The following is a 26,088-nucleotide window of genomic DNA, read 5'->3' as shown; positions in this document are numbered from 1 at the left end:
CTCTAATGAGGTTTGAGCGCCAGCTCAATATCACAGTAGCTTTGACTTGGCTCATTACCAAACTCATCATACGCGTTGTGTAAACGAAGATAGGCCTTTTCAAAACCAAGTCGAAGTAACTCCTCTTTCACTTGATCCAAAGATCCAAAATGAAGCGGCTCGCCATCTTGTTTAACAGGCTCCAATTTATGCTTGTACTCTACGGCTAGTAAATATTCTGAGATATCAGAACAACCAATAACGTACACTTTCGGTGTTTGATAAGAGTCTTTGTGCTCTCCATGTAACCACATGTCTAATTGATGCTTTTGCATAGCCGTCCTCCCTTGCTCTATTAAAGAGTAGTAGAACTCTTTTCCTTTGCTAGATAACGACTTAAAAAGTCATACATAACGGCTTAAAAAAGCAAAAAAGAGAAGCAAGTGCTTCTCTTTTTTGGCCAGTTCTAATTCAAAAGTTTGTACTTTCGACGCCATAACTATCACTGTTACTCATATTGGGGGTTGAAAGGTGCTATCAACCCCGCAGATTACGTCGGTATTCGCGCACTTAAGACACGGCGAAGATGACGCACTCGACGTTCAATAGTGACAACTTCTGGTTCAGAAAAACCAATTGGTCGACCATCGGCTTCAAGGCCAATATCTCTTAATAAGTGAGTATTGTTCCAAGGCAGGTCATATGAACTTCGACGAACTTTTCGTTGCCATTCACGCTCTTCACGACGAAGATCTGCACGGATAAGGACTGTTGCTAGTTTTAAATAGACTGAGTGACGCATAATAACTCTCCAGTTGTTGAATAAACTGAGGAAAAATAGCGTGTTAGATAGTATGAGGGCTTCTCACTTAGCTGCTATTTTTCCGCAGCCAAATAAGGGTACGGATCTATTAGTTAGGTTTATCTTGGGTGTTTCGATCGGCCATGGCTGATATTTGTGGCATAGCAGCCACCATGTCAGTACACGGATCAAACGACGCGCAAATATGCTGTATAAAATCGAAATATTTCATTTGCGCCTCCAAACTAACTAAAAAATCCAAAAAGAAATGGGATATAAAAGCAATTAAGTCTTTGTTAAAGCATTGCTTTCACGGTTAAAGTCTAACCAAGTGAGTATATAATTCAACCGCTAATTGATTTACATTTTTAAAACAATGCATTCACCTGAAATATCAGTTGCATATTCATTTAAATATAACATATTCACTATAATTATATAAAATCACAGCATATCTCTCTTAGCAATTCAGATATTAAAGAACGACTCAGCAATTAACTCGCGATCTAGCGGCCAAATGACGACTTACGAATAAAAACAAAAAGCCACGCATGATGCGTGGCTCTTGAATTTGTACCAACCAACAGAGTCATTGAGATTGAGAGATCTAAATAACACCTTCAGAAATCAGGCTGTGTTTGTTCAGCAAACGGTACATGGTTGCTCGTGATACTCCGAGTTCCTTAGCTGCCAACGAAACTTGCCCACCGTAAGATTCCAAGACAACCAGTAACGCGTCGCGCTCGGAACGCTCACGAATGCTTTTCAAGCTGCGGCGTTCATCATTCTGTTTTGGTAAATCGAGTTGGTGATCTTCAATGATCACCGTATCCGACATCAACACAACACGTTTGATCTGATTCATCAGTTCGCGCACGTTACCAGGCCAATGATAGCGATTCATCGAGCGGATAGCGTCGTCTGAAAAGCTTTTCGCTTGAGCGTTAAACTCTTTTGAGTATTCTCGTAAAAAGTGATTCGCTAGAACCGAAATATCACTAACACGCTCTTTCAAACTTGGAACATGGATACGCAGTACATTGATGTAATGATAGAGCTCTTCATTGAAGTCTCCCTCAATCAAGGCTTTTTCGATATCAGATGAGTTCGCCGCCAAAATACGCACATCGATAGATTTAGGTCCTTCCACCGTATCTATCTTGCCTTCTTGTAAAAAGCGTAAAAGGTTCAGTTGTTGATTGCGTGGCATTGCCAATACATCGTTAAGCAAGATGGTTCCGCCATCGGCTTCTTGCAACATGCAAGGTGCAGCACCTTCCAATGCAGAGATACCAAACACCTCTGACTCTATTCTCATTTCAGACAAAGCACGGCAATTGACCGTCAAAAATGGTTTTTGCGATCGTGAAGAGTTTTGATGAATGGAACGTGCGATGGTCTCTTTACCGGCTCCACTCTCTCCATAGATAAGAATACTGACATCTGTCGGCCCAATACGCTTTACTTGGTCTCTCAAGCGCTTCACAGCTACTGAGTCGCCCAGTAAGCCCATATTGTTATTGATGCCGTAATTTGGCCATACTTTCTGCTCAAGCTTGAGCATACCCAGTTGATGACCAATAGTACTGAGCAGCTGAGTGTCAGGAATTGGTGCCGTGAAAAAGTCGATACAGAAGTTAACGATAAATTGGCAAATCGTATCGGAGCTTAATTGCGATTCACGGATAAAAGCGAGCCACCTCACCTGTTTGTTGTTACTCACGAGGTTAGCAATGCCATTGAGACTAAACTCATCATGGCTAAGATCCACAATGCCAATACATGGGCCAATGTCTGCAATCAAGGCATCTGCTTTTCGTAAATCTGCACACTGGGTACACTGCCAACCCACTTGTTCTAACACTGATAACCAGGGTTCGTACGCACCACCAACGACGATAAGAGAACCTGGTAAGGAATCCATCTTAAATTGAGTTCCCATCCTTCTTCCTTATTCTATTTTTATTTAAATCAGACTAATACGAGGTTTAATACTGATAATTCGACAAAATGCCACGAGATCGTATTCAGCGCCGAGACGTATAATAGTGAGACTATCTTAGATTTTTTGTCTCAATAGTAAGACTATGTCAGAAATAGTGATTTTTCGAATCAAGAGTGCGGTACAGGCAAGGTTTTAAAGTCATAAAACAGAAAAAGCCACCCGAAGGTGGCTTTTCAATTAAATGATCTGTGACGAACCGTAAGCGATAATTACGCTTGTGGACGCATTGCCGGGAACAAGATCACGTCACGGATTGTGTGCGTGTTTGTAAATAGCATAGCTAGACGGTCGATACCGATACCTTGACCCGCAGTTGGCGGTAGGCCGTGCTCTAGTGCAGTAATGTAGTCTGCATCGTAGTACATCGCTTCATCATCACCCGCGTCTTTTGCGTTAACTTGTGCTTTGAAACGCTCATCTTGATCTTGTGCATCGTTAAGCTCAGAGAAACCGTTCGCTACCTCACGGCCACCGATGAAGAACTCAAAGCGGTCTGTGAAGAATGGGTTGCTGTCGCTACGACGAGCCAGTGGAGAAATATCCGCTGGGTAACCCGTGATGAACGTTGGTTGAATTAGCTGAGGCTCAGCCGTTTCACCAAAGATCTCTTCAAGAAGCTGACCACAAGTCCAGAATGTCTCAACGTACAGACCCACTTCTTCTGCAATTTTAACCATCAATTCTCTGTTTTGAAGATCATCTTCACTCAGAGCTTGAATGTTTGCATTTTCAGGCGTGTAGTGTTTGATTGCATCAAACATGCTCATACGAGCGTAAGTGCCACCAAACTCAACTGTTTCATCACCGTAAGGCATAGAAGTAGAACCAAGAACGTCCATCGCTGCTGTGCTTAGCATCTCTTCCGTTAGATCCATTAGATCTTTGTAGTCAGAGTACGCTTGGTAGAATTCCATCATTGTGAATTCTGGGTTGTGACGTGGAGAAAGACCTTCGTTACGGAAGTTACGGTTGATCTCGAATACACGGTCAAAACCACCAACCACTAGACGCTTAAGGTAAAGCTCAGGTGCAACACGTAGGTACATGTCGATGTCTAGTGCGTTGTGATGAGTGATGAAAGGACGTGCTGTTGCACCACCTGGGATCACGTGCATCATTGGCGTTTCAACTTCTAGGTAGCCTTTTGAGCTCATGAAGTTACGGATTGAAGACACAAGCTTAGAACGCACGATGAATGTGTTACGAGAGTCTTCGTTCACGATTAGGTCAACGTAACGCTGACGGTAACGCATCTCTTGGTCAGTTAGACCATGGAACTTCTCTGGCAGAGGACGAAGTGCTTTCGTTAGCAGTTCAAACTCTTCCATGTTCACGTAAAGATCGCCTTTACCTGATTTGTGAAGCGCACCTTTAACACCGATGATGTCACCGATATCTAGGCCTTGGTACTTCTCTTTCAGTACTTTTTGAACGTCTTTCGCTGCGTATGCTTGGATACGACCAGAAGTTTCTTGAATCGCAAGGAATGGACCACGCTTCGCCATAATACGACCAGCGATCGCAACGATGTGGTTAAGCTCTTCTAGCTCTTCCTTAGTCTTCTCACCGAATTCCGCTTGAAGATCGCCAGCTAGGTGCTCGCGACGGAAATCATTTGGGTGACCGTTCGCTTTGCAGTTCAAGCGGATGTGATCCAGCTTGCTACGGCGCTCAGCGATTAGTTTGTTCTCTTCACGTGAAGAAGCTTCTTGTGCGTTTTCGTTTTGAACAGCATCAGTCATTAGAGATGTACCTTGCTTTTATAATTTGGACAGCTATATCTTTGAAAATATAGGCATTTTTACCAATATTATTGGTAAAGCTTAATAGTTGGTGAAGCTTACAGACCTGATTTCAGGCTAGCTTCAATAAACTTGTCTAAGTCACCGTCAAGAACCGCTTGAGTATTGCGATTTTCGATGCCGGTGCGCAAATCTTTGATACGAGAATCATCCAGTACGTAAGAGCGGATTTGACTGCCCCAACCGATGTCTGATTTCGTTTCTTCGCTCGCTTGTTTTTCAGCATTTTGTTTTTGAATCTCAAGTTCAAAAAGCTTAGCACGTAGCTGCTTCATCGCTTGGTCTTTGTTCTTATGCTGCGAACGGTCATTCTGACATTGAACCACGGTGTTGGTTGGAACGTGAGTAATACGTACCGCCGATTCCGTGGTGTTTACGTGTTGACCACCAGCACCAGAGGCACGGTATACGTCAATACGTAAATCAGAAGGATTAATATCGATCGTAATGTTGTCATCAATCTCTGGGTAGATAAACGCAGATGCAAATGAAGTATGACGACGGCCACTTGAATCAAATGGTGACTTACGAACTAGACGGTGAACACCTGTCTCTGTACGTAACCAACCATAAGCGTATTCACCAGAAATACGTACCGTTGCGCCTTTAAGGCCAGCAACATCACCATCAGACACTTCGATCACTTCGGTCTTGAAGCCTTTCGAATCTGCCCAACGTAAGTACATACGCAACATCATTGAAGTCCAATCTTGAGCTTCTGTACCGCCCGAGCCTGACTGTAAATCGATGTAGCAATCTGATGCGTCGTGATCGCCAGCAAACATACGACGGAATTCCAGTTTTTCTAGCTTAGCTTCTAGCTCTGCTAATTCTGGTTCGATTTCGTCAAACGTTTCTTGGTCTTCTTCTTCAACCGCAAGCTCTAATAGACCCTCAACATCCTCAACACCTTGGTCAAGTTGGTCGATCGTTTCTACTACTGCTTCCAATGCAGAACGTTCTTTACCTAGCGCTTGAGCACGCTCAGGTTCGTTCCATACATCCGGTTGTTCTAATTCTGCGTTTACTTCTTCTAGACGCTCTTTTCTAGCGTCATAGTCAAAGATACCCCCTCAGGATATTTGTGCGTTCAGACACATCCTGCAGACGGTTTTTAATAGGATTGATTTCAAACATTTTAGCTCATCATTTATGAGTAGAATTTAACCGAAGAATTGTACTCAAAAGTGTGACGGAGATACAGAATTTTTTAGAGCGGAAAGCCAAGATTCAACAACTTAATGGAATATAAAATTGACAGACAGAAAAAACACGTGAAATTTGTAGGGGAAAGAAAGAAAACAAGCCCTGTTTTTGAACAGAGCTTGTTGAATTTGGGGCTAAATGATGAACATCATTCAGTGAACGATAACGCTATTTAGCTTCAACTATTTGGCTTCAATATGGTCAACCATCAGCTGCAACGATTGATTGCCACGAAACTCGTTGATATCCAGTTTAAATGCGAGGTGTACCGTTTTAACCGATGCATCAGGCCAACGACGTAGATCCACATTGAAGGCAATACCATCAATCATCACGTTGGTTGGGTGGCCTTTGTATAGAGGTTCTAGCATCAGCTTAAGGTGCTTTTCACCTACCAGTTTTTGATGCAGGACTTTAAACTCACCATCAAAGATAGGTTCTGGGAAAGCCTGGCCCCACGGGCCACCTGAACGCAGAGTTTCGGCGGTATGCATTGAGAACTCTTCTGGCAACAACTCACCATCCGATAAGATAATGCCTTTGAGCGCAGTTTCTCCGAGCTCTTTTTTCACAACGTCGTCGAACAGTTTATTGAAGCGATCAAAGTCTTTTTCCATGATGCTCAAACCTGCAGCCATTGCGTGACCACCGAACTTAAGAATCAATCCAGGGTTTTGTGTATCAATACGATCTAAAGCGTCACGCATATGCAAACCCGGAATCGAACGACAAGAACCTTTGATCGTCCCTTCTCCGCCATCGGCGAAAGCAATAACAGGACGATGGTATTTGTCTTTGATACGCGAAGCCAAAATACCAATCACACCTTGGTGCCAATCACGTTGGAACAGCGCCAAGCCAGAAGGCAAATCATCTTTACCAAACTCTAGGCGCTCACAAAAAGCCATCGCCTCTTGTTTCATGCCCTCTTCGATCTCTTTACGAGTTTGATTTAAGCCATCCAACTCACTCGCCATTCGACGCGCTGCATGGATGTTATTGCTCATTAACAGTTCAACACCAAAAGACATGTCATCTAATCGGCCCGCAGCATTGATACGTGGACCAAGCGCAAAACCAAAATCAGAGGCGACTAAACGCTTAGCATCTCGCTTAGCAATTTCAATCAAGGCTTGAATACCCGGACGAGCTTTACCCGCACGAATGCGTTGTAGCCCTTGGTGTACCAAGATTCGGTTATTCTCATCGAGTGGAACCACATCCGCGACCGTACCAAGTGCCACAAGGTCAATCAGTTCCATCAGCTTAGGTTCTGTCATACCGCGCTCTGCAAACCAGTTCAATTTACGCATATGAACACAAAGTGCCATCATCAGATAGAAAGCGACACCAACACCCGCCAAGGCTTTCGAAGGAAAAGCGCAGCTTTCTAGGTTCGGATTGACCATCGCATCAGCGATTGGCAATTCATTCCCTGGCAAGTGATGGTCTGTAACCAGAACGTCTAGCCCTTTCTCTTTCGCGAAACGGACACCATCAATCGAAGAGACACCATTATCGACCGTCATGATTACTTCAGCGCCAAGTTCGATTGCCTGCTCGACAACCTCAGGGCTCAAGCCATAACCATCTTCAAAACGGTTTGGTACCAGATAATCAACGTTAGAGCTGCCCAACATACGCAGAGCAAGCACAGACAGTGCAGAACTGGTTGCGCCATCGGCATCAAAATCACCGACAATGATAATGCGTTTTTGCTGCTGAATCGCGTTGAACAACAGCTCTACCGCAGCATCGATACCACCCAGTTTTTGATAGGAGTGTAAGCCTTTCGCAGCCGTCTCCAGTTGCTCAGCACTGTCGATTCCGCGACTCACATAAATGCGCTTTAACAAGTCAGGTAAGTGAGCAGGTAAGACTGAAATGTCGACCTCAGGGCGGCGTTGGATCTCTATCATATAAAAATGGGCCCGATATCAATCAGGCCACTCCTTAAATCAAAAACATGGGGGATAAATTGGCAATACAGAAACGATATTATTGCTCTAAACGTTGGATAAGTTGTGCTGGCGGTAAGTAACCACTCACCAACTCGCCACTTGCTAGCACGATAGCTGGAGTGCCGTTAATGCCAAGCTCACGACCCAGTTGATACTGTTTCGCAATAATTTGCTTCTGCTCTGTGAGATCAGTACCAGCCGATGGCATTTCACGATTAACTTTCGCATTGTGCATCGCTGCTTTTGGATCTTCTGATGCCCAGATTGCTGCCATTTGGTCGGCAACTTGTCCAGTTGCGCCTTGGCGCGGGTAAGCCATGTAGCGAACGGTGATACCTAGGTCGTTATAGCCTTGCATTTGGCTATGCAGACGAACACAGTAACCGCACGTAATATCAGTAAATACTGTCACGACGTACTTTTCGTTATCTGCTTTATATTCGATGACGGTATCCGACATTGCTGCAACTTTTTCAGCATTTAATGGAGCTTGACGCTCAGCAAGCACATCGCTGAATTTACCGTTGTCGTCCAAAGAGTAAAGTGTACCGGCTAAAAAGTGATCGCCCTCTGGAGAAGAAAAGATAACACCGCTGTTCGTTTGAACCTCTAACAGACCATCGATATCCGAAGGAACAATCTTATCTACTTTGATACCGATTTTTTCAAAACGCTGAGTTAACGCTTCAGTATCGATAGCTTGAGCTGGAGCAACTTCTACGGCTGTTGATGTTGGTTCTACTTTTGCTTCTGATGCATTGCATGCAGTAATAATAAGAGGAAGCGCTAGTAAAGGAAGACGGCGTAATACGCTCATTAAGTTCACCTTAAAAATAAATGGATTTAAGCACGTGGATGATGCTGAGCGTGAATTTGCTTCAGCCTTTCTGTCGCCACGTGAGTATAAATTTGAGTTGTCGATAAGTCACTATGCCCAAGCAACATCTGTACGACCCTGAGATCTGCACCATAGTTCAGTAAATGAGTCGCAAAAGCGTGTCTTAATACGTGTGGTGACAATAACTCAGTATCGATACCAGCAATAACCGAATAATGCTTAATACGGTACCAAAACGTCTGACGGGTCATTTGCTTGGCACGTTTGCTAGGGAAAACGACATCAGAACTCTTTTCACCGAGTAATTGCGGGCGACCTTGTTCAATAAAAGTCTCTATCCAATCCACCGCATTTTCGCCCATCGGAACCAAGCGTTCTTTGCCGCCCTTACCAATTACACGAACCACGCCTTGTCTTAGGCTGATGTTTTCCATCGTTAAACTGACCAGTTCCGTAACACGCAACCCAGTAGCATAGAGTAACTCAAGCATCGCTTTGTCGCGAAGCTCAATAGGATCGTTGGGATCAGGTGACTCAAGCAAAGCATCAACTTGTTCTTCACTTAAATCTTTCGGTAGGCGTTGTGGCAGTTTAGGGCTGATCAACAATGCACTTGGGTCATCCCCTCTCACTTTCTCGCGGTGCAGGTATTGGAACAGACGACGAATTGCCGACAACATACGAGCTCGAGAAGTCTGTTTAAAATCGGCGTCGGCTAACCAACCTTGATAATCCTGTAACCCTGAAAGGCTAATAAAATCGAGACGATAATTATTTTTTTCCATCCACGTAAGTAGCTTTGACAAATCGGTACGATACGAGACAAGAGTATTCTCAGATAACCCTCTCTCCATCCACATAGCATCTAAAAACTGTTCAACGAGACCGTGGTCTGCGCTCTGCCCTTGAGGCGACTGCATAGTGTTACTCACAATATTGGAAACTGTTTTGAGAGTATGTCAGAGCAAATATGAATGCCATAAAAATTACGACTTGAGCGGATAATCGCTGCAATCGAAGTCGATTTATGGTTAGAATTCGCCATCTGAAATTAAAATCGAACGTTTGCTATGAAAATTGGATTATTTTACGGCTCAACCACCTGCTATACCGAAATGGCAGCAGAGAAAATTCGCGGCATTATTGGTGAAGACCTAGTTGATATCCATAACGTGAAAGAAACCCCTCTTTCTTTTATGGCGGACTACGACCTTTTACTGCTTGGCATCTCTACGTGGGATTTCGGTGAGATTCAAGAAGACTGGAATGAACTGTGGGAAGACATCGCAACCACACCAATGAAAGGCAAGGTTGTGGCACTGTTTGGTCTAGGCGATCAAGAAGGTTACGGAGAGTGGTTCTTGGATGCGATGGGTCTATTGCACGACGAACTAAAAACCGCCGGAGCAGAGTTTGTTGGCTTCTGGCCAAACGATGATAGCTACGAATTCGAAGCATCTAAAGCATTAACAGAAGACAAGTCTCAGTTTGTTGGTTTGGCTCTGGATGAAGATTCACAGTACGAACTCAGCGACGAACGTATCGCAACTTGGGTTGAACAAGTACTCGTCGAGTACAGCGAAAAGCTATAAGTTCTGCTTCCTTAGAGCTAAGAGCTTCAGGCAGAAAGAACATCATCGATTAGATACAAAAAGGCCTCATTACTGCGAAGTAATGAGGCCTTTTCTATTCAATTTTTGATTGAATACAGACTAGCGATTTAATCTCAACGGAAGATTAAGCCGTCTCTTCTGCCATCTCTTGCTCTGTTGCTTTACCAACAAAGAACATGCAGATGATTGCCGCAGTCGTTGGTAATAACCAACCCATGCCGATCTCAAACAATGGCAGCATGTTAAGTGCAGATACATCGATACCCGCTACTTTAGCGCCATCGATAAGAGCAAACAGTAGAGACACTAATACAACCACACGGTAAGCGGCTTTTGGATTAGGGAAACGGCTACGTAAGAACGTCAGAGCAACCAACGCGATAGCGACTGGGTACAGTGCAAACAGCACGGGTACAGACAGAGAAATAAGCTGAGAAAGGCCAACATTCGCTACGGTTGCACAAGCCACACCGTTAATGATTACCCAAGTCTTGTAAGACAGCGGTGTTAACGAGCTGAAGTAATCAGAACATGCGGATACAAGGCCAATCGCCGTTGTTAGACAAGCTAGCAATACGATCACTGAAAGTACAAGCTGACCTGATGGGCCAAACAGTGATTGAACGTAAAGGCTTAAGATAGCGCCGCCATTGTCAGCACCCGCTGCAACTGTTGCACTCGTTGCGCCTAAGAAGAACAAAGAGATGTAAACAAACGCTAGACCCGCTGCTGCAATGCAACCTGCGCTGATCAGATACTTAGTCGTCGCTGCACGATCAGTAATGCCCTTGCTGCGAATCGCATCAACAATCAGCATACCAAACATCAATGAAGCAAACGTATCCATGGTGTTGTAGCCTTCAAGGAAACCTTTGGTCAGTGGCTGAGTAATGTACTCACCGTGAGCCGCAAGAATGTCGCCTTGTGGGTTAACGAACACAGCAACTGCCAGTACAACCAAACCAACAAATAGTGCAGGTGTCAGTACCTTGCCGATTACGTCGATAAGCTTACCTTGCGACCATGAGAAGAACATCGCTACCACAAAAAATGCAATCGAAAAAAGAGTGAGGTGAGCTTGAGAGGCATCGATGAAGAACGGTTTCACCGCCATCTCATAAGCAACAAGGCCGGTACGTGGCGCAGCGAATGCAGGACCGATGATGATAAAGATCAGCACAGCCATGATAGTGGCAGCTCGCTTTGGAAGATCTTTCGTTAGATGACCCCAAGAGCCACCAGCCACTGCAACTGCGACGATAGTGATTAACGGCAGACCAACGGCGGTCAGCAGGAAACCAGACATCGCTGGAAGAAAGTGGTCACCAGCTAATTGGCCAGCAAGAGGTGGGAAGATGATGTTACCCGCACCTAAGAAAAACGCAAAAAGCATAAAGCCCAATGCCATTATATCTGTTAGTTTTAGACTCTGTTTCACAGATAATCCTTAATTATATTTATGAATTTATGTTGTGCTTACGTGAATGTTACAGCTAGAAGCTGCCAATCAATCTATAAAATAGTCGCGCATAATGACGAAACACTTGGCTAGCTGCAAGTCACCACAAAAAAACACCATATAAATTTGCATTTGAGAACCAAAAGCAGTGGATTCCACTGGATATGGAAATATTGCCATAATTATAAGCTAACCATAATTAACAACAATGAATTCTCAAATAGAACATTGAGTCATACAATTAATTAACATTAGAGCTAATCACTTAAAATATATCGATATCCAGAACATTCATGAAAGACAAAAAAACCGAAACCAAAAGCTTCAATTTCAAAAAATTCTCGATTTACGGAGGACAAAGCGGCATGCCCGTCAGTACCGATGGCGTGTTACTTGGCGCGTGGGTAAGCCTGCCACAAAGATCATGTGTACTCGATATTGGAACAGGAACAGGTCTGTTGGCCTTGATGGCTGCGCAGCGTTTTGAGGATGCTTCAATCTCTGCGATAGATATTGATCAGCACGCCATTGATGCTGCCACAGTCAATATTGAGCAGTCGCCTTGGCAAGATCGCATCTCCCTTCATCATGGCAGCGTGTTAACCACGGATTTCTCGCAACGATTTGATGCAATAATTTGTAATCCGCCCTACTTCAACTCTGGAGAGCAGGCACAGCAAAGCCAAAGAGCCACCGCGAGGCACACCAACAGCTTGGATCACCTTGAGCTTGCTCAGCGCTGTTTCGAGATCACGACCGAAGCCGCTACCGCCAGCTTCATACTACCGACTCCAGAAGGAGAAGGTTTCATTAAGCTTGCCCAGCAATGTGGTTGGTATCTAGCAAAACGCCTTGATGTGAAAACAACAGACAAAAAACCAGCTAGCCGAATCTTGTTTGAGTTATCTAAAGATCCTGCTTGCGAGCAAGATTTGCAGTGTGAATCGCTCACGATCCACAACAATAATGGTTATAGCGAGGCATTTATTGCACTTACTAAAGATTTTTATCTCAAGATGTAGCAAATACCATGTGATCCTAATCACTAATGCTTCTATAATGTCCGACTACTCTTTTTTATCGTCTGCTTTTTGAGGCAGAAACATTTATTGCTTGTGGAGAAACAACAGTGATCAGAACCTTTGCAGAACTCGATCTAAACCAAGAGCTGCTTAAAGCAATTGACGAAATGGGCTACGAACGCCCAACACAGATACAAGCTGAAGCTATCCCACAAGCGTTAGATGGAAGAGACGTTTTGGCTTCTGCGCCAACAGGTACTGGTAAAACAGCTTCATTTGTATTGCCAGCATTGCAATACCTACTGGATTTCCCACGTAAGAAATCTGGCCCTGCACGTATGCTTATCCTGACGCCAACGCGTGAGCTAGCAATGCAAATCACCGAACAAGCACGTGAACTGGCCAAATACACTAGCCTGAATATCTTCACGATCACAGGCGGTGTGATGTACCAAGAGCACGCTGATATCTTAAGTACTACCCAAGATATCGTAGTAGCAACACCTGGTCGTTTAATGGAATACATTGAAGGCGAGCGTTTTGACTGTCGTGCGATTGAATGGCTAGTACTGGATGAAGCCGACCGTATGCTAGATATGGGCTTTGGTCCTGTTGTTGACCGTTTGTCAGCAGAGTGTCGCTGGCGTAAACAAACTTTACTATTCTCAGCAACGCTAGAAGGTAAAGGTATTGAAGGCTTCACTGAAGATCTACTTAAAAACCCAGCGGAGATCGATGCTAAATCATCGCTTCGTGAGCGTAAGAAAATCACTCAGTGGTACCACCGTGCCGATTCAGCTAAACACAAACTTGATATCCTAAAACATATCATCACAGAACAAGCTGAACGCAGCATCATCTTCTTGAAGACTCGTGATCGCCTAGGTGATCTTCGTGCTCAACTAGAAAGCGCAAAAATTCCATGTGTGTGGATCCAAGGTGAAATGCCTCAAGATCGTCGTAACAACGCTATCGCTCGTTTCCGTGATGGTTCTATCAACGTATTGCTAGCAACCGATGTGGCAGCTCGTGGTATCGACCTTCCAGATGTCAGTCACGTGATCAACTACGACATGCCACGTACCGCTGATGTATACCTTCACCGTATCGGCCGTACGGCGCGCGCGGGTAAAAAAGGTAACGCTGTTTCGATCATCGAAGCGCACGATCAGTTAATGATTGAACGTGTAGCTCGTTACACTGAAGACGCGATCAAAGAACGCTTTATCGAAGGCATGCGCCCTACGCATAAGAAAGCCGCGGTGACTAAGAAGAAGAAGCCGAATAAAGAAGATAAGAAAGCGGTAGCGAAACAAAAAATCGCTAAGAAAAAGAAAATCGCTAAGAAAAAGAAAGCCGTTAAGAGCAAGTAATTTAACGTCTTCAATGATTCAATAAAAAGCCCCATGCAGTTCTCTGCATGGGGCTTTTCTCTATCAGGGATATATTAGAATCAGAACATGTTGTTACTGTAATATGTTGTTACTGCAGTCTATTGATATCTCGAATCGAGAGCCGTTAGTTTTGCTCTTCACGCTTGAAGACTAACTCTTTCGCATTTGATTCTTCTTCAACGAAGTAGTAACCCGCCGTATCAAATTGAGTCAGCGCTTCGACTGAATCGATTTTGTTCTCAATAATATAGCGAGCCATCATGCCACGCGCTTTCTTCGCGTAAAAACTGATCACCTTGTACTGACCGTTCTTACAATCTTTAAATACTGGCGTGATGATTTGGCCATCAAGGCTCTTCGGCTTGACGGCTTTAAAGTATTCGTTCGATGCCAGGTTGATCAACACATTGTCGCCTTGAGCGTTCAGAGCTTCATTCAGCTTATCTGTGATGATATTGCCCCAGAATTGATACAGGTTAGTACCGCGAGCATTGGCTAAGCGTGTACCCATCTCTAGGCGGTAAGGTTGCATCAAATCCAATGGCTTCAATAAACCATATAAGCCAGAAAGCATGCGCAGGTGATTCTGTGCGTAGTCAAAATCATCGTCCGACAGAGTTTCAGCATCTAAGCCAGTGTACACATCACCCTTAAAGGCTAGGATTGCTTGGCGTGCATTATCTTGGGTAAAGGTTTCGCTCCACTGCTCAAAGCGCGCTACGTTCAACCCTGCGATTTTATCGCTGACTTTCATCAATGCAGAGATATCTGCTGGCGTCAGTTTACGGCACTCTTCAATCAACTCAGCGGAATGTTCAACAAACTCAGGTTGGCTGAAGCGCTCAGTCGCTAATGGTGATTCGTAATCAAGTGTTTTGGCTGGAGAAACGACAACTAACATAACTTTACCCTAATCGGTTATCTAACTGGATGCAGCTAGAGTATAGAAAAAACATTAACTTGTCTTTATGACTCTTCCTATTACTTTGATAGACAGATCTAGCTATAAGCCGCTTACAAAGAAAAGGTCGCAGACAAAGAAAAATCACAGGCAAAGAAAAAGGCTAAGGTCGAAACCTTAGCCTTTCTAATCGTGTTAGGTTGAGCTATTCATCGCTCCAACAAAATTACTTCTTGTTGTTAACCCAAATACCGTCTTCCAATTGAGCCTTAAGCTCAGGGAAATCGTCCGCATCGAACGTGGGTACTTTACCCGCGTCTAGTTGACGGTTGTAATCTTTCGCTAGCTTAATCACGATGCCTGATAGCAAGATAATCGCTACCAAGTTAACAATCGCCATTAGACCCATAGATACGTCAGCAAGAGCCCATACCGTTGGCAGTGTCGCTAAAGAACCAAACATCACCATACCCAGAACAACAATACGGAACAGTACTAGACCTTTCTTGTTGTTGTGCTCTAGGAAGATAAGGTTCGTTTCAGCGTACGAGTAGTTTGCAATGATTGAAGTGAAAGCAAAGAAGAAAATTGCTACCGCGACAAAGATACCACCCCATTCGCCCACTTGTGCTGTTAGTGCACGCTGCGTTAGTTCGATACCCGTCACTTCACCGTGTGGTACATACTCACCAGACATCAAGATAATTGCTACTGTTGCAGAACAGATAACAATAGTGTCCATGAATACGCCTAGCATTTGCACATAACCTTGTGATGCTGGGTGCGGCGGGTAAGGCGTTGCTGAAGCTGCTGCGTTTGGCGCAGAACCCATACCGGCTTCGTTCGAGAACAGACCACGTTTGATACCGTTAATCATCGCTTGAGCAATCGCATAGCCTAAACCACCCGCTGCGGCTTCTTGTAGACCAAACGCACTCTTGAAGATAAGAGCCAAAACTTCAGGCACTTTCTCAATGTTCATTAGCATTACGTAGATAGCTATCGCTAGGTAAGCCAATGCCATGACTGGAACAATAATTTCTGCGGTACGCGCAATCTTACGGATACCACCGAAGATAACGAATGCAGAGATAATTACGATACCAACACCAACATAACCGCGCTCAAAATCGAATGCTGTATTCATCGCACTTGCGATTGCATTAGCTTGAACGGCATTGAATACCAGACCGAATGCGATGATTAGGAAGATAGAGAATAAAACTCCCATCCAACGCATACCTAGGCCTTTCTCCATGTAGTATGCAGGACCGCCACGGTAGTTACCGTCGTTATCACGCGTTTTGTATAGCTGTGCTAGTGTGCTTTCTGCAAACGATGTTGCCATACCTAGCATTGCGATTAGCCACATCCAGAAGATAGCACCTGGGCCACCAGCGGTAAGAGCAACAGCAACACCTGCCATGTTACCTGTACCGACACGAGCAGCAAGACTAGTACAAAGAGCTTGGAAAGAAGAGATACCAGCACTGTCTGCTTTACGGCTGTTTCGAAGAACAGAGAACATATGGCCAAAATGGCGGAATTGAATGAAGCCTAGTCGTACAGTGAAGTAGATACCCACACCAACTAGCAAGTAAACTAAGATAGATCCCCAAAGGAGATCGTTCATCAAATTGATTAAGTCTGTCACGTGAACCTCGTAATTGAGTTTAAGCACTGATCTTGCTTCCGAGCCTTCCTCTAGATCACCTATGCCAGTGTCAATAGTTGTGTCGGCATTAGTTTTATATTTATTTGCTGCGATCTAGATTGTAAATGTCGCTTCATGCATCCATTTTACGTATCAGTGTATTTTTTGACGGGCGGATAATGCAGCGAGACGGCCTAAAAATCAATATGCAACTACACTTATATTTAAATGACATTTCACTAATAATACACCTTTTGTTAACACAATTTAAAACAATTGAGCCCAATAAAAGTCACATTATCGGGACATAATCTCAACAACAACCAGTACCTCACCAGAACAAGAACACCATCCTATAAAAATGGCGTCAGCCTAGGCTTTACAAGGTATAGTGAAGATCTGTGCATTTTTCTAGAACAACAAGATTCCCATATCGCACAGCATAATGAGCAACTCAATGCATTGTAGTCAAAATGATATCCCTTTCGCACAATGAATTAACATTCAAGAACCCCTAATTTAATCGTTTACTTAGGTTTGTTTGCTTGTTTTTTGTACATTAAAATCACTGCAATGTGTGAGCATGCATAAAAAAACAGAACAAAAACTTCATAGATTTGAAACAAATGAGAAACAAATCAAGGTTATTGTAGAACTAAATATGATATTTAATGGTTCGTAAGAACGAGTCCCACGGAAGGAGATATGGCTTATGGATAGCTTTCAATTCGATGATATATCAGAACTAGAAATGCCTCGTACAACTCAAAAAACACGATCTAAACCACTCAAGCGTAAATGGCGTGAAATCGAGGCAATCAACGATCGTAAACAGCTTGAGAAAGAGCTAAGAGAGATGAACCTAGGTCTCGACTTTAGCCTCGACGATATAAAGCTTTAATCAGCACGACAAGAAAATACAGTACGATAATAAATAGAAACTAAAAGGCACCTTTATAGGTGCCTTTTTATTGTATGTGTCCCGTCCTGAATATGGTCACTCGCCAATTCAAAGCGTTTTTGAACGCCAATAACCGAAGATAAAGGCCGAGTAAGTACAAGATGACTAATATAGAAGACACCTCAAAAAAGAGGCGCTTAAAAACTCATATTAGCGGTTATTCATGAACTAAACGCACTCTTGTTCATTTTGTCGTACACGAGCCGCGAGCTGGCGGTATTGATCAGCAATCGTCTCTCCAAAGACAGGATCGTTTTCCGGTTGAAGCCATTGCAACTCAACCTCTTGCCAATCTTTTACAGTAAATGCCTCAATAATCATCGGCAACACATGCTTCTCTTCATATTCCATATGTTTTCGCTGCGCTTTTACAAAGGCTTCAAGCTGCTCAATAAACACGTGCTGAGGAACCACCGCGTCTTGGAGGATCATGTCGACTAAACCCAAAAAATCGGCGGTTTTTTCCGAAAGCAATTGATGCTCTAGCTCCAAGTCTTCAATCACTTGGTCACTGCCATATTGCTTAAGGTAATACCGATAGATGACATCTTCTTTAGGATGATGCACCTTGTCTGAATGGTTCATCAAGTAATGAACCACCTCTGCAATCAGGCTATAGTTTATTTCACGCTCTTGCTTTAGACACTCTAACTTGTTATTGAGAATCGCGAGCAAACGCGCCATATAACCATGCTCTCGTCTTATCCTTTCAATCATCATAGTATTGCACTCCATTACACCTACTATTTACAAGTGTATACGAAGATACTTATTTATGGTTTGACCCTGCTCAGAAAACCACCAATCTACAATTTTGTTGGTAATAGCCAATCAATAGGTTGTTGATCAATAGAAGAAAGCAGCTTATTCGTTGTTGAGAAGTGCTGACAACCGAAGAAACCACGACGTGCGGATAATGGCGATGGATGAGGTGCGACCAGCACATGATGTTTGTCTGCATCAATCGTTTGGCCTTTCTTCTGAGCATGTGCGCCCCAAAGCAAAAAGATGACCGGTTGAGAACGCTGATTCAACTCAGCAATAATGGCATCAGTAAAAGTTTCCCAACCACACTTAGCATGTGAGTGCGCTTTTGCCTCTTCTACTGTCAGTACAGTATTTAGCATCAATACCCCTTGTGACGCCCAAGTATCAAGATATCCATGGCTAGGGGTCTCAAAGCCTTCTATGTCTTGTGCGAGTTCCTTGTACATATTACGCAGCGAAGGTGGGATTTTAATGCCAGGTAGCACAGAGAATGCTAAACCGTGAGCTTGGTTAGCACCGTGATAAGGGTCTTGCCCTAGGATAACCACGCGTACAGACTCAAAAGGCGTCATCTCGAAAGCACTGAACACCTGCTCCTGGGGAGGATAGATGGTTTTCCCATTATTACGTTGCTGTTCGACAAAAGTGAGAACACTCTGAAAGTACTCTTTCTCACGTTCATCATTAATAATGGATTCCCAAGTTTTTGGTGCGCTCATCGTTTTACTTCCCAATCATCAAGGTTTCTAGGGCGTGTTGACCTTTCACCAGACAAAAAAATAGCTGTATCGGCTAACTGTCCTAAATAAGGCTCTAGTTATACCTCATACAGCTATCAATAAACATGATGTGTAGGGTTCGCTTGTTGAGAAGTCGCTGTTTCTTGATAAACCGTCCTCTCTTGAGTAGTCACCTTTATTAAGTAAACACTGTTTCTTGAAAACTAATAGAGGTACTGCAATTTAAATTAAGTTCGATTAACCACTTTTTTGCGGTGTACGATGGTGGCCGTGACTATGAACATGACGGTTTGGTGTCGGTAAACGACTGGCTACAGCTACAGTTGAAGTTTGGGCTTGTGAATACATAAAGGCACCTCCTATAAGACTTCGTGAACTACATATTCACTTTAAGACTATGAAAGAAAGGTGCCAATTATGAGAAATAGAAGGAAATTAATTTTCCCCTCTATTTATTACGCATCTTCACTTTCAGCCATTACTGAGTAATGAAACATTCTAAGTTGTTGAATTTCCTCTTTCCAAATCGTTGAATCAATAGTTTCTAAGATTAAAGGAATACCATTAAAGCGAGAATCTGAAGCGATATACTCAAAACAATCCCAGCCAATTTCACCTTTTCCTAAAGAATGATGTCTATCAACTCGGCTTGCGAACTCAGCTTTTGAATCATTGATGTGCATTGCTCTTAGATAGTGCATACCCACGATACGATCGAACTCTGCAAAAGTATGCTCACACGCTTCTTTTGTTCGTAGGTCATAACCGGCAGTAAAGGTATGGCAGGTATCTAAGCACACACCCACGCGTGACTTATCTTCTACTTGGTCGATGATCTCTGCTAGGTGCTCAAACTTCCACCCTAGGTTAGTGCCCTGCCCTGAAGTATTCTCAATCACCGCAATCACATCAGGTACCGCTTGGTGAGCCAGGTTGATCGATTCAGCGATCTTCGCCAAACATTCGCTTTCTGAGATTTTCTTTAAATGACTCCCAGGATGAAAATTCAACAGCGTTAACCCAAGTTGATTACAACGCTCCATTTCATCAATAAAGGCCGCACGCGATTTCTCTAGCTTCTCTTCTTCTGGTGCTCCTAAGTTAATAAGGTAGGAGTCATGAGGAAGAATGTGTTCGGCACTAAAACCTAACATTTTGCAGTTGGCTTTAAAGGCGCTGATGGTTTTAGCTTCGAGTGGTTTTGCAGCCCATTGTCTCTGGTTTTTAGTAAACAGTGCGAACGCATTCGCACCAATCTCGCGAGCGCGCATTGGCGCTTGATCAACACCGCCAGCAGCAGACACATGAGCACCAATAAACTTAATATTAGTTTCAGGTTTTGAGGATGAATTATTGTTTGTCATTAAATCACTTTACACTTTTAGAATGCTTAATAAATAAAGGGTCGTATCGTTTGTAGTTCAATAAAAACACAACAAATGTAGTAAACTTACAACAAATAAGACTGTTAAATATTTTTTATACTTTAAAATATTTTGTAATTAGTTTGTTTTCAAAGGTTTTATTGATTTACCTCAATATAATAACCTTTGTAAAAATATGGTTTTTGGTTGTTTTTTGACTTAAATCAATGTTAACCTTACTGATATTAGGTATATATTACCCAGCTCAATAAAAATCGAAAGTTAACACCATAATCAAACCACATTCAGTGGACTAGGAGATAGTTATGATCCAAGGTATTCAAATTACTAAAGCAGCAAACGATGACCTACTAAACTCAATCTGGCTACTAGATAGCGAGAAGAATGAAGCTCGTTGTGTTGTTGCTACTTCAGGTTTCGAAGCTGACCAAGTTATCTCAGCAGCAGACCTAGGCGAGTACGAAAGCCGTGAAGTTGCTATCGAAGCAGCACCACGCATCGAAGGTGGTCAACACCTAAACGTTAACGTTCTTAAGCGTGAAACGCTAGAAGATGCCGTTGCTCACCCAGAGAACTACCCACAACTAACGATCCGTGTATCGGGTTACGCTGTACGTTTCAACTCTCTAACAACTGAACAGCAACGTGACGTTATCGCACGTACTTTCACTGAGTCTCTATAATTTTTAGAACTTAGATTAGAATACAAAAACGGCGCTCATTGAGCGCCGTTTTTATTTATTCAACAATACAGATAAACGTTACGGTTGAACTCGGCGAAGTACCGTTTTCAGAGCGTCAAAGTCATTGTCTAGATCTTCAGATAACAATTCCATCACTGCGTGCTTAGCCAATGGACCTGGCAACTCAATATCCGTACCTAAAATATCATCAACCACTTCTTTGAATTTCGCTGGGTGTGCAGTACACAAGAACAGACCAGTTTCGTTCTCTTGCAGTTGCTCTTCCAGTAGACGGTAAGCAATCGCACCATGTGGTTCACATAGGTAACCCTGTGCTTTTAGATCACGTACTGACTCAGCACTTTGCTCATCAGATACCTTACCTTTACCCAATGTATCTAAGCCCCAACCTTTCAGTTGGCAAAGCTCTTCGATACGAGGCCAGTTGTTTGGCTGACTTACATCCATAGCGTTTGAAGTCGTCGCAACCGTTGGCTTTGGATCCCATTTACCCGTTTCAAGGTAACGAGGAACCGTGTCGTTTTCGTTAGTTGCTGCAATGAAGCGTTTCACTGGTAAACCAAGAGCTTTAGCTAAAAGGCCAGCCGTTAGGTTACCGAAGTTACCACTTGGAACAGAGATAACAAGGTTTTCACGCTGCGCTTTAGTTAGCTGAGAAGCCGCTTCAAAGTAGTAACAAATTTGAGCCATTAGACGGCTGATGTTGATTGAGTTTGCTGAATTTAAGCCAATCTCTTTACGCAGTTCAGCGTCATCAAACGCATCTTTCACTAGCGCCTGGCACGCATCAAAGTCGCCATCAATCGCAACGGTGTGGATGTTCTTACCTAGCGTACAGAACAGTTTTTCTTGCAGCGGGCTGATCTTGCCTTTCGGGTAAAGAATCACAACATTGATGTCTTTCATACCGTAGAAAGCATGCGCAACCGCAGCGCCAGTATCACCTGATGTTGCCGTTAAGATAGTGATTTGACCACCATCAGAAACAGCGGCTAAAGATTGAGCCATAAAGCGGCCGCCAAAATCTTTAAACGCGAGTGTCGGGCCGTGGAAAAGCTCAAGTGCGTAAACACCGTCTTTTACTTGCTTAATAGGTGCAGGGAATTGGAACGCCGCATCCACTAATTGATCAATCAGTTCTTTTGGTAATTCATCGCCGATTAAAGCCGAGAGAATCTTTGAGCTACGAGGGACAAAATCCTCTGCTAGCAGCGCATCGATATCATCGAACTTAGGCAGTTCTGATGGGAAAAATAGACCTTGATTACGGCCTAAACCTTGACGAACAGCTTGGCTAAAAGAGACTTGCTCGTCATTTTCTTTGATGTTGTACAGCTTCATAACTCACTTCCTGTAACGATCGAACCTTGCTTATCTAAGCGACAAACGTGAACGAATCCTTCTTCATTTTGTACGTAATTTTGTTCTAACCAGCGTGCTACACGCTCGGCGACATCTTGTTCTTTGCAAATGCTAAACAGAGTGGGACCACTACCAGAAATTCCAGTAGCCAATGCACCGGCCAACATTGCGTATTTACGCGCATCAGCAAACCCTGGAAGCAGTTTCTCACGATATGGTTCCGCAATCACGTCTTTGATCATCTTCGCTGCTAGTTCAGGTTGGCCTGAGTGACACGCGTGGATGAAGCCCGCTAAATGGCGACCATGAGCAATCACATCTTGGCGACGATATTGAGATGGTAAGATTTCTCTCGCTTCAGCAGTTGAAACCTTAATACCTGGATAAGCCATTACCCAATACCAGTCATCAAAACACGGTACTTCTTGGCTAATGATGCCTAACTCTTCAAGCATAAGCTGCACACCACCGAGGTAACAAGGTGCAACATTATCGTAATGTATGCCGCCTGAAATCTTACCTTCCATTTCACCCATGAGGGCAAGCAGTTCAGTTTCATTCAATGGCTGACCATGAAAACAGTTTAAAGCATCCAATGCAGCTACTATTGAACATGCGCTTGAACCTAAACCAGAACCGATAGGCATGTTCTTTTCTAGTGTCATCTCCAAAGGCTTAACAGAAACGCCTTTCTTGTCTAACTCACGAGAGAACACAACCCAACAGTCGTAGACAATATTTTCTTTGGTTTCAGTCGGCAACTTAGAAACAAAGCTGCCCGATGTTTTTAGTGAGAATGATTCCTCACCGGCTTTAACCATTACTCGGTCACCCAGTAATGTGCCGTTGATTGGAGACACTGCAGCCCCCAGAACATCAAACCCTACGCTGACATTACCGATTGATGCAGGAGCATAAACGACAACATCCATATCACTTGAACTCATTCCTAAACTCCTAATTTCCAACCAAGAGTACGCATTACATCAGAGAATACGCCTGCTGCTGTAACTTCAGTACCGGCACCGTAGCCGCGCAATACTAGTGGGATTGGTTGGTAGTAACGACTGTAGAATGCCAAAGCGTTCTCGCCATCTTTAATCTTGAACATTGGGTCGTCGCCATCAACAGCAGCGATACGAACCTTACACTTACCTTCCGCGATTTCACCCACATAACGAAGCACTTTGCCTTCTTTTGCTGCAATCGCTGACTGCTCTTTGAAGTATGCATCCGCTTCTGGAAGACGAGCCATGAACTCATCAACCGTACCTGAATCATCAAAACCCGGTGGCAATGCTTGGTCAACTTCAACATCTTCTAGCTCAAGTGCCATGCCCGCTTCTCGAGCAAGAATAAGCAACTTACGCGCGACATCCATACCTGACAGGTCATCACGTGGATCCGGTTCAGTAAAGCCATTATCTTTTGCAATGTTTGTTGCTTGGCTTAGTGTCATACCTTCATCAAGTTTGCCGAAGATGTAAGACAATGAGCCAGAAAGAATGCCGTTAAACTTCTCAAGTTCATCACCTGCAGATATCAGGTTCTGTAGGTTTTCGATAACCGGTAGGCCTGCGCCTACTGTTGTCTCGTACATCAACTTACGACGAGAGTTACGTGCAACCTCACGAAGCTGATGGTAGTAAGCCATGCTTGCCGTGTTGGCTTTTTTGTTTGGTGTTACCACGTGGAAACCAGCCGCTAGGAAATCAGCGTATTGCGCAGCAATACCTTCGCTAGACGTACAATCAACCAGTACTGGGTTGATGATGTGGTTACGCTGAACAAGTGCATTCAAGCGGGCTAAGCTAAACTCTTCTGTCGCACTCGACATGCGATCACGCCACTGATCTAAAGGTAGACCGTCGCTGTCTAGCAATAACCCTTTGCTGTTAGCTAAACCACATACGCGAATCACGATGCCTTTTTCAGCCAGTTTGCCTTGTTGACGTTGGATCTGGTCAACAAGCTCACCACCAACACCGCCAACACCGACAACGAATACGTCAAGGAAGTGCTTCGAGTTAAATAGATTCTCGTGACACGCTTTGATCGCTTCTGAGATTTTATCTTCAGGGATAACGGCAGAGATAGCTCGCTCAGATGAACCTTGAGCAATAGCGACAATGTTGACATTCACTTCAGCTAGAGAAGAGAAGAACTGAGAAGCAACGCCACGTGAAGTACGCATACCGTCACCGACTAGCGTAACTATCGCTACATCGTCCATGAACTCAACGGGCTCTAACAAACCATCTTTTAGTTCAAGTTCAAACGCGTCTGATAGCACTTGTTTCGCTTTCACTTTGTCAGCCGATTCAATACAGAAGCTGATGCTGTACTCAGAAGAAGATTGCGTAATAAGGACGATAGAAACGCCAGCAGAAGACATCGCGCCGAATACACGACTCGCCATGCCTACCATGCCCTTCATTCCAGGGCCTGACACGTTAACCATGGTTAGGTCGCTAAGCGTAGTGATACCTTTGATTGCTAGGTTATCTTCACCCGTATCTTGGCCAATCAATGTACCTGCACCCTGTGGGTTAAAGCTGTTTTTGATTAGGCAAGGAATATGGAATTGTGCGATTGGGGCAATAGTTTTCGGATGTAGAACTGAAGCGCCAAAGTAAGAAAGCTCCATCGCTTCCTGGTAGCTAAGCGATTTAAGCAGACGTGCGTCATCCACTAAGCGTGGATCACAGTTGTAAACGCCATCGACGTCCGTCCAGATCTCACAACAATCAGCACGTAGACACGCTGCAAGTACCGCGGCTGAGTAATCGGAGCCATTACGACCAAGCGTTACTAACTCACCTTTTTCATTACCAGCCGTAAAGCCAGGCATGATGTTCACGTGGCCTTGTGGAAGGGGTGATTGGCGGAAATTCTGTGTAGACACATCCACATCAACCATAGCTTCAAGGTGGTCACCTTTAGCGTATAGGTATTGAACTGGGTCAATCAGGCTTGCAGGCTGACCTTTCGCTTCAAGTACCGCTTTCATTAGCTGGATAGAGATTCGCTCACCCTTACTGATGATGCGAGCATTCACGTGATTCGGACACATACCTAGCAGGTTAATGCCATTCACAAACTGTTTCAGTTGAGCAAGAGACGTATCCATCTGCTCTTGAAATGCAGAACCATCAACAGCCGGTAATACTGCTTGAATCTCTGAAAAAAGATCCGTGAATGATGATTCAATCTCTGTGATTTGTACGTCAGCTTCACCATTTTTTAGTGCAGCTTCAATAACAGCGACCAACTTATTGGTTGTTTTTCCTGGAGCCGATAGTACAACGGCTAGCTCTTCTTGCTGGGCATTATTAGCGATGATATCAGCCGCTCGTAAAAAACGATCTGCATCAGCTAATGATGAACCTCCAAACTTTAAAACGCGCATCCCTTTCTCCATAAGTCATAAAAATGGTACAAAAAAAGGCCTGTATCTTGTTGGATACAGGCCTTTTTTTTTAAATCCGTTACTTAGCAGCCTGCCCCAACAATGTGAATGTCGGTAATAATA

Annotated in this window: 22 protein-coding genes and 1 other annotated feature (1 of these 23 only partly in view); of the genes, 5 read left to right on the top strand and 17 right to left on the bottom strand. The window is 43.8% G+C overall.

Translation table 11 applies throughout. The features are described from left to right. Window positions 1-2: 2 nt before the first annotated feature. The 8 genes from AACW75_RS22710 to xerD form a co-directional block, all read right to left on the bottom strand. Complete coding sequence (locus tag AACW75_RS22710) at window positions 3-314, bottom strand: DUF6482 family protein (RefSeq protein ID WP_004735016.1); 312 nt, start codon at window positions 312-314, stop codon at window positions 3-5. Between the two features lie 215 nt (window positions 315-529). Continuing rightward, window positions 530-781, bottom strand: coding sequence for a hypothetical protein (locus tag AACW75_RS22705; RefSeq protein ID WP_004735015.1), 252 nt, complete (start codon window positions 779-781; stop codon window positions 530-532). A gap of 607 nt (window positions 782-1,388) precedes the next feature. Then, window positions 1,389-2,723, bottom strand: coding sequence for a cyclic-di-GMP-binding transcriptional regulator VpsR (gene vpsR, locus AACW75_RS22700; RefSeq protein WP_017072866.1), 1,335 nt, complete (start codon window positions 2,721-2,723; stop codon window positions 1,389-1,391). Between the two features lie 272 nt (window positions 2,724-2,995). Next, window positions 2,996-4,528 (bottom strand): lysine--tRNA ligase, encoded by a 1,533-nt coding sequence (gene lysS, locus AACW75_RS22695; RefSeq protein WP_017072865.1) that lies wholly within the window; start codon window positions 4,526-4,528, stop codon window positions 2,996-2,998. A gap of 98 nt (window positions 4,529-4,626) precedes the next feature. Beyond that, window positions 4,627-5,725, bottom strand: a protein-coding gene (gene prfB, locus AACW75_RS22690) for a peptide chain release factor 2 (RefSeq protein ID WP_099426155.1) whose coding sequence is annotated in 2 segments (ribosomal slippage) — window positions 4,627-5,649 and window positions 5,651-5,725 — 1,098 coding nt in all. Because the reading frame shifts where the segments join, the coding sequence is not laid out codon by codon here. Between the two features lie 251 nt (window positions 5,726-5,976). Beyond that, on the bottom strand, window positions 5,977-7,713 hold the full coding sequence (gene recJ, locus AACW75_RS22685; protein ID WP_135458731.1) for a single-stranded-DNA-specific exonuclease RecJ: 1,737 nt from the start codon (window positions 7,711-7,713) through the stop codon (window positions 5,977-5,979). A gap of 79 nt (window positions 7,714-7,792) precedes the next feature. Beyond that, window positions 7,793-8,572 (bottom strand): thioredoxin fold domain-containing protein, encoded by a 780-nt coding sequence (locus tag AACW75_RS22680; protein WP_135458729.1) that lies wholly within the window; start codon window positions 8,570-8,572, stop codon window positions 7,793-7,795. A 26-nt stretch (window positions 8,573-8,598) separates the two neighbouring features. Then, window positions 8,599-9,513 carry a site-specific tyrosine recombinase XerD gene (gene xerD / locus AACW75_RS22675; RefSeq protein WP_029224741.1) on the bottom strand — a complete coding sequence of 305 codons (915 nt, stop codon included), beginning with the start codon at window positions 9,511-9,513 and terminating at the stop codon, window positions 8,599-8,601. Between the two features lie 150 nt (window positions 9,514-9,663). Here xerD and fldB point away from each other — a divergent pair, with 150 nt between their 5' ends. Further along, the gene (fldB, locus tag AACW75_RS22670; protein WP_004735008.1) at window positions 9,664-10,185 is read left to right on the top strand and encodes a flavodoxin FldB; all 522 of its coding nucleotides are present in this window, start codon (window positions 9,664-9,666) and stop codon (window positions 10,183-10,185) included. 145 nt (window positions 10,186-10,330) lie between these two features. Here fldB and brnQ read toward each other — a convergent pair whose 3' ends face one another. Next, window positions 10,331-11,644: a branched-chain amino acid transport system II carrier protein gene (gene brnQ, locus AACW75_RS22665; protein ID WP_237297516.1), complete on the bottom strand. Its 1,314-nt coding sequence runs from the start codon at window positions 11,642-11,644 to the stop codon at window positions 10,331-10,333. Window positions 11,645-11,958: 314 nt separating this feature from the next. Between brnQ and AACW75_RS22660 the strand changes: the two genes are divergently transcribed. Together AACW75_RS22660 and srmB are read left to right on the top strand one after the other, a co-directional pair. Next, on the top strand, window positions 11,959-12,687 hold the full coding sequence (locus tag AACW75_RS22660) for a tRNA1(Val) (adenine(37)-N6)-methyltransferase (RefSeq protein ID WP_237297515.1): 729 nt from the start codon (window positions 11,959-11,961) through the stop codon (window positions 12,685-12,687). A 107-nt stretch (window positions 12,688-12,794) separates the two neighbouring features. After that, complete coding sequence (gene srmB, locus AACW75_RS22655) at window positions 12,795-14,060, top strand: ATP-dependent RNA helicase SrmB (protein ID WP_017072859.1); 1,266 nt, start codon at window positions 12,795-12,797, stop codon at window positions 14,058-14,060. A gap of 145 nt (window positions 14,061-14,205) precedes the next feature. Here the strand turns inward: srmB and yaaA are convergent, their stop codons facing one another. Together yaaA and AACW75_RS22645 are read right to left on the bottom strand one after the other, a co-directional pair. Beyond that, window positions 14,206-14,982 (bottom strand): peroxide stress protein YaaA, encoded by a 777-nt coding sequence (gene yaaA, locus AACW75_RS22650; RefSeq protein WP_145564674.1) that lies wholly within the window; start codon window positions 14,980-14,982, stop codon window positions 14,206-14,208. A gap of 226 nt (window positions 14,983-15,208) precedes the next feature. Then, window positions 15,209-16,636 carry an alanine/glycine:cation symporter family protein gene (locus AACW75_RS22645; RefSeq protein ID WP_029224740.1) on the bottom strand — a complete coding sequence of 476 codons (1,428 nt, stop codon included), beginning with the start codon at window positions 16,634-16,636 and terminating at the stop codon, window positions 15,209-15,211. A 712-nt stretch (window positions 16,637-17,348) separates the two neighbouring features. On the opposite strand from AACW75_RS22645, the gene AACW75_RS22640 reads away from it, so the two are divergent. After that, the gene (locus tag AACW75_RS22640; protein ID WP_017072856.1) at window positions 17,349-17,537 is read left to right on the top strand and encodes a DUF3545 family protein; all 189 of its coding nucleotides are present in this window, start codon (window positions 17,349-17,351) and stop codon (window positions 17,535-17,537) included. Window positions 17,538-17,765: 228 nt separating this feature from the next. Here AACW75_RS22640 and AACW75_RS22635 read toward each other — a convergent pair whose 3' ends face one another. The 3 genes from AACW75_RS22635 to nfo all read right to left on the bottom strand — a co-directional run bounded on the left by AACW75_RS22635 (window position 17,766) and on the right by nfo (window position 20,469). Then, window positions 17,766-18,317: a hemerythrin domain-containing protein gene (locus AACW75_RS22635; protein ID WP_017072855.1), complete on the bottom strand. Its 552-nt coding sequence runs from the start codon at window positions 18,315-18,317 to the stop codon at window positions 17,766-17,768. 86 nt (window positions 18,318-18,403) lie between these two features. After that, on the bottom strand, window positions 18,404-19,084 hold the full coding sequence (gene ung / locus AACW75_RS22630; RefSeq protein ID WP_145569857.1) for a uracil-DNA glycosylase: 681 nt from the start codon (window positions 19,082-19,084) through the stop codon (window positions 18,404-18,406). Between the two features lie 476 nt (window positions 19,085-19,560). Continuing rightward, on the bottom strand, window positions 19,561-20,469 hold the full coding sequence (nfo, locus tag AACW75_RS22625) for a deoxyribonuclease IV (protein ID WP_145564669.1): 909 nt from the start codon (window positions 20,467-20,469) through the stop codon (window positions 19,561-19,563). Window positions 20,470-20,795: 326 nt separating this feature from the next. Here nfo and grcA point away from each other — a divergent pair, with 326 nt between their 5' ends. Next, complete coding sequence (gene grcA, locus AACW75_RS22620; RefSeq protein ID WP_009848415.1) at window positions 20,796-21,173, top strand: autonomous glycyl radical cofactor GrcA; 378 nt, start codon at window positions 20,796-20,798, stop codon at window positions 21,171-21,173. A 78-nt stretch (window positions 21,174-21,251) separates the two neighbouring features. Here the strand turns inward: grcA and thrC are convergent, their stop codons facing one another. From thrC to thrA, 3 genes are read right to left on the bottom strand one after another with little or no spacing between them, the layout of a single operon-like run. Beyond that, entirely contained in the window at window positions 21,252-22,535 is a 1,284-nt protein-coding gene (gene thrC, locus AACW75_RS22615; RefSeq protein WP_017072851.1) for a threonine synthase, read from the bottom strand. Continuing rightward, window positions 22,532-23,488 (bottom strand): homoserine kinase, encoded by a 957-nt coding sequence (gene thrB / locus AACW75_RS22610; RefSeq protein ID WP_145569935.1) that lies wholly within the window; start codon window positions 23,486-23,488, stop codon window positions 22,532-22,534. Before thrB ends, thrC begins: the two co-directional genes overlap by 4 nt. 17 nt (window positions 23,489-23,505) lie before the next feature. Then, window positions 23,506-25,965, bottom strand: coding sequence for a bifunctional aspartate kinase/homoserine dehydrogenase I (thrA, locus tag AACW75_RS22605; RefSeq protein WP_017072849.1), 2,460 nt, complete (start codon window positions 25,963-25,965; stop codon window positions 23,506-23,508). Between the two features lie 29 nt (window positions 25,966-25,994). Then, window positions 25,995-26,088 (bottom strand) — a sequence feature (Thr leader region) (it continues 25 nt past the right edge of the window).

It is taken from the genome of Vibrio sp. L3-7 (assembly GCF_963898195.1).
GTDB lineage: Bacteria > Pseudomonadota > Gammaproteobacteria > Enterobacterales > Vibrionaceae > Vibrio > Vibrio echinoideorum.
This window is presented reverse-complemented; position numbering and strand designations above follow the sequence as displayed.

Excerpts from the sequence above, each read along its gene's own strand:
- AACW75_RS22710 (WP_004735016.1), bottom strand. The coding sequence starts at position 314 with ATGCAAAAGCATCAATTAGACATGTGGTTACATGGAGAGCACAAAGAC.
- AACW75_RS22705 (WP_004735015.1), bottom strand. The coding sequence starts at position 781 with ATGCGTCACTCAGTCTATTTAAAACTAGCAACAGTCCTTATCCGTGCA.
- vpsR (WP_017072866.1), bottom strand. The coding sequence starts at position 2,723 with ATGGGAACTCAATTTAAGATGGATTCCTTACCAGGTTCTCTTATCGTC.
- lysS (WP_017072865.1), bottom strand. The coding sequence starts at position 4,528 with ATGACTGATGCTGTTCAAAACGAAAACGCACAAGAAGCTTCTTCACGT.
- recJ (WP_135458731.1), bottom strand. The coding sequence starts at position 7,713 with ATGATAGAGATCCAACGCCGCCCTGAGGTCGACATTTCAGTCTTACCT.
- AACW75_RS22680 (WP_135458729.1), bottom strand. The coding sequence starts at position 8,572 with ATGAGCGTATTACGCCGTCTTCCTTTACTAGCGCTTCCTCTTATTATT.
- xerD (WP_029224741.1), bottom strand. The coding sequence starts at position 9,513 with ATGCAGTCGCCTCAAGGGCAGAGCGCAGACCACGGTCTCGTTGAACAG.
- fldB (WP_004735008.1), top strand. The coding sequence starts at position 9,664 with ATGAAAATTGGATTATTTTACGGCTCAACCACCTGCTATACCGAAATG.
- AACW75_RS22660 (WP_237297515.1), top strand. The coding sequence starts at position 11,959 with ATGAAAGACAAAAAAACCGAAACCAAAAGCTTCAATTTCAAAAAATTC.
- yaaA (WP_145564674.1), bottom strand. The coding sequence starts at position 14,982 with ATGTTAGTTGTCGTTTCTCCAGCCAAAACACTTGATTACGAATCACCA.
- AACW75_RS22640 (WP_017072856.1), top strand. The coding sequence starts at position 17,349 with ATGGATAGCTTTCAATTCGATGATATATCAGAACTAGAAATGCCTCGT.
- AACW75_RS22635 (WP_017072855.1), bottom strand. The coding sequence starts at position 18,317 with ATGATGATTGAAAGGATAAGACGAGAGCATGGTTATATGGCGCGTTTG.
- ung (WP_145569857.1), bottom strand. The coding sequence starts at position 19,084 with ATGAGCGCACCAAAAACTTGGGAATCCATTATTAATGATGAACGTGAG.
- nfo (WP_145564669.1), bottom strand. The coding sequence starts at position 20,469 with ATGACAAACAATAATTCATCCTCAAAACCTGAAACTAATATTAAGTTT.
- grcA (WP_009848415.1), top strand. The coding sequence starts at position 20,796 with ATGATCCAAGGTATTCAAATTACTAAAGCAGCAAACGATGACCTACTA.
- thrC (WP_017072851.1), bottom strand. The coding sequence starts at position 22,535 with ATGAAGCTGTACAACATCAAAGAAAATGACGAGCAAGTCTCTTTTAGC.
- thrB (WP_145569935.1), bottom strand. The coding sequence starts at position 23,488 with ATGGATGTTGTCGTTTATGCTCCTGCATCAATCGGTAATGTCAGCGTA.
- thrA (WP_017072849.1), bottom strand. The coding sequence starts at position 25,965 with ATGCGCGTTTTAAAGTTTGGAGGTTCATCATTAGCTGATGCAGATCGT.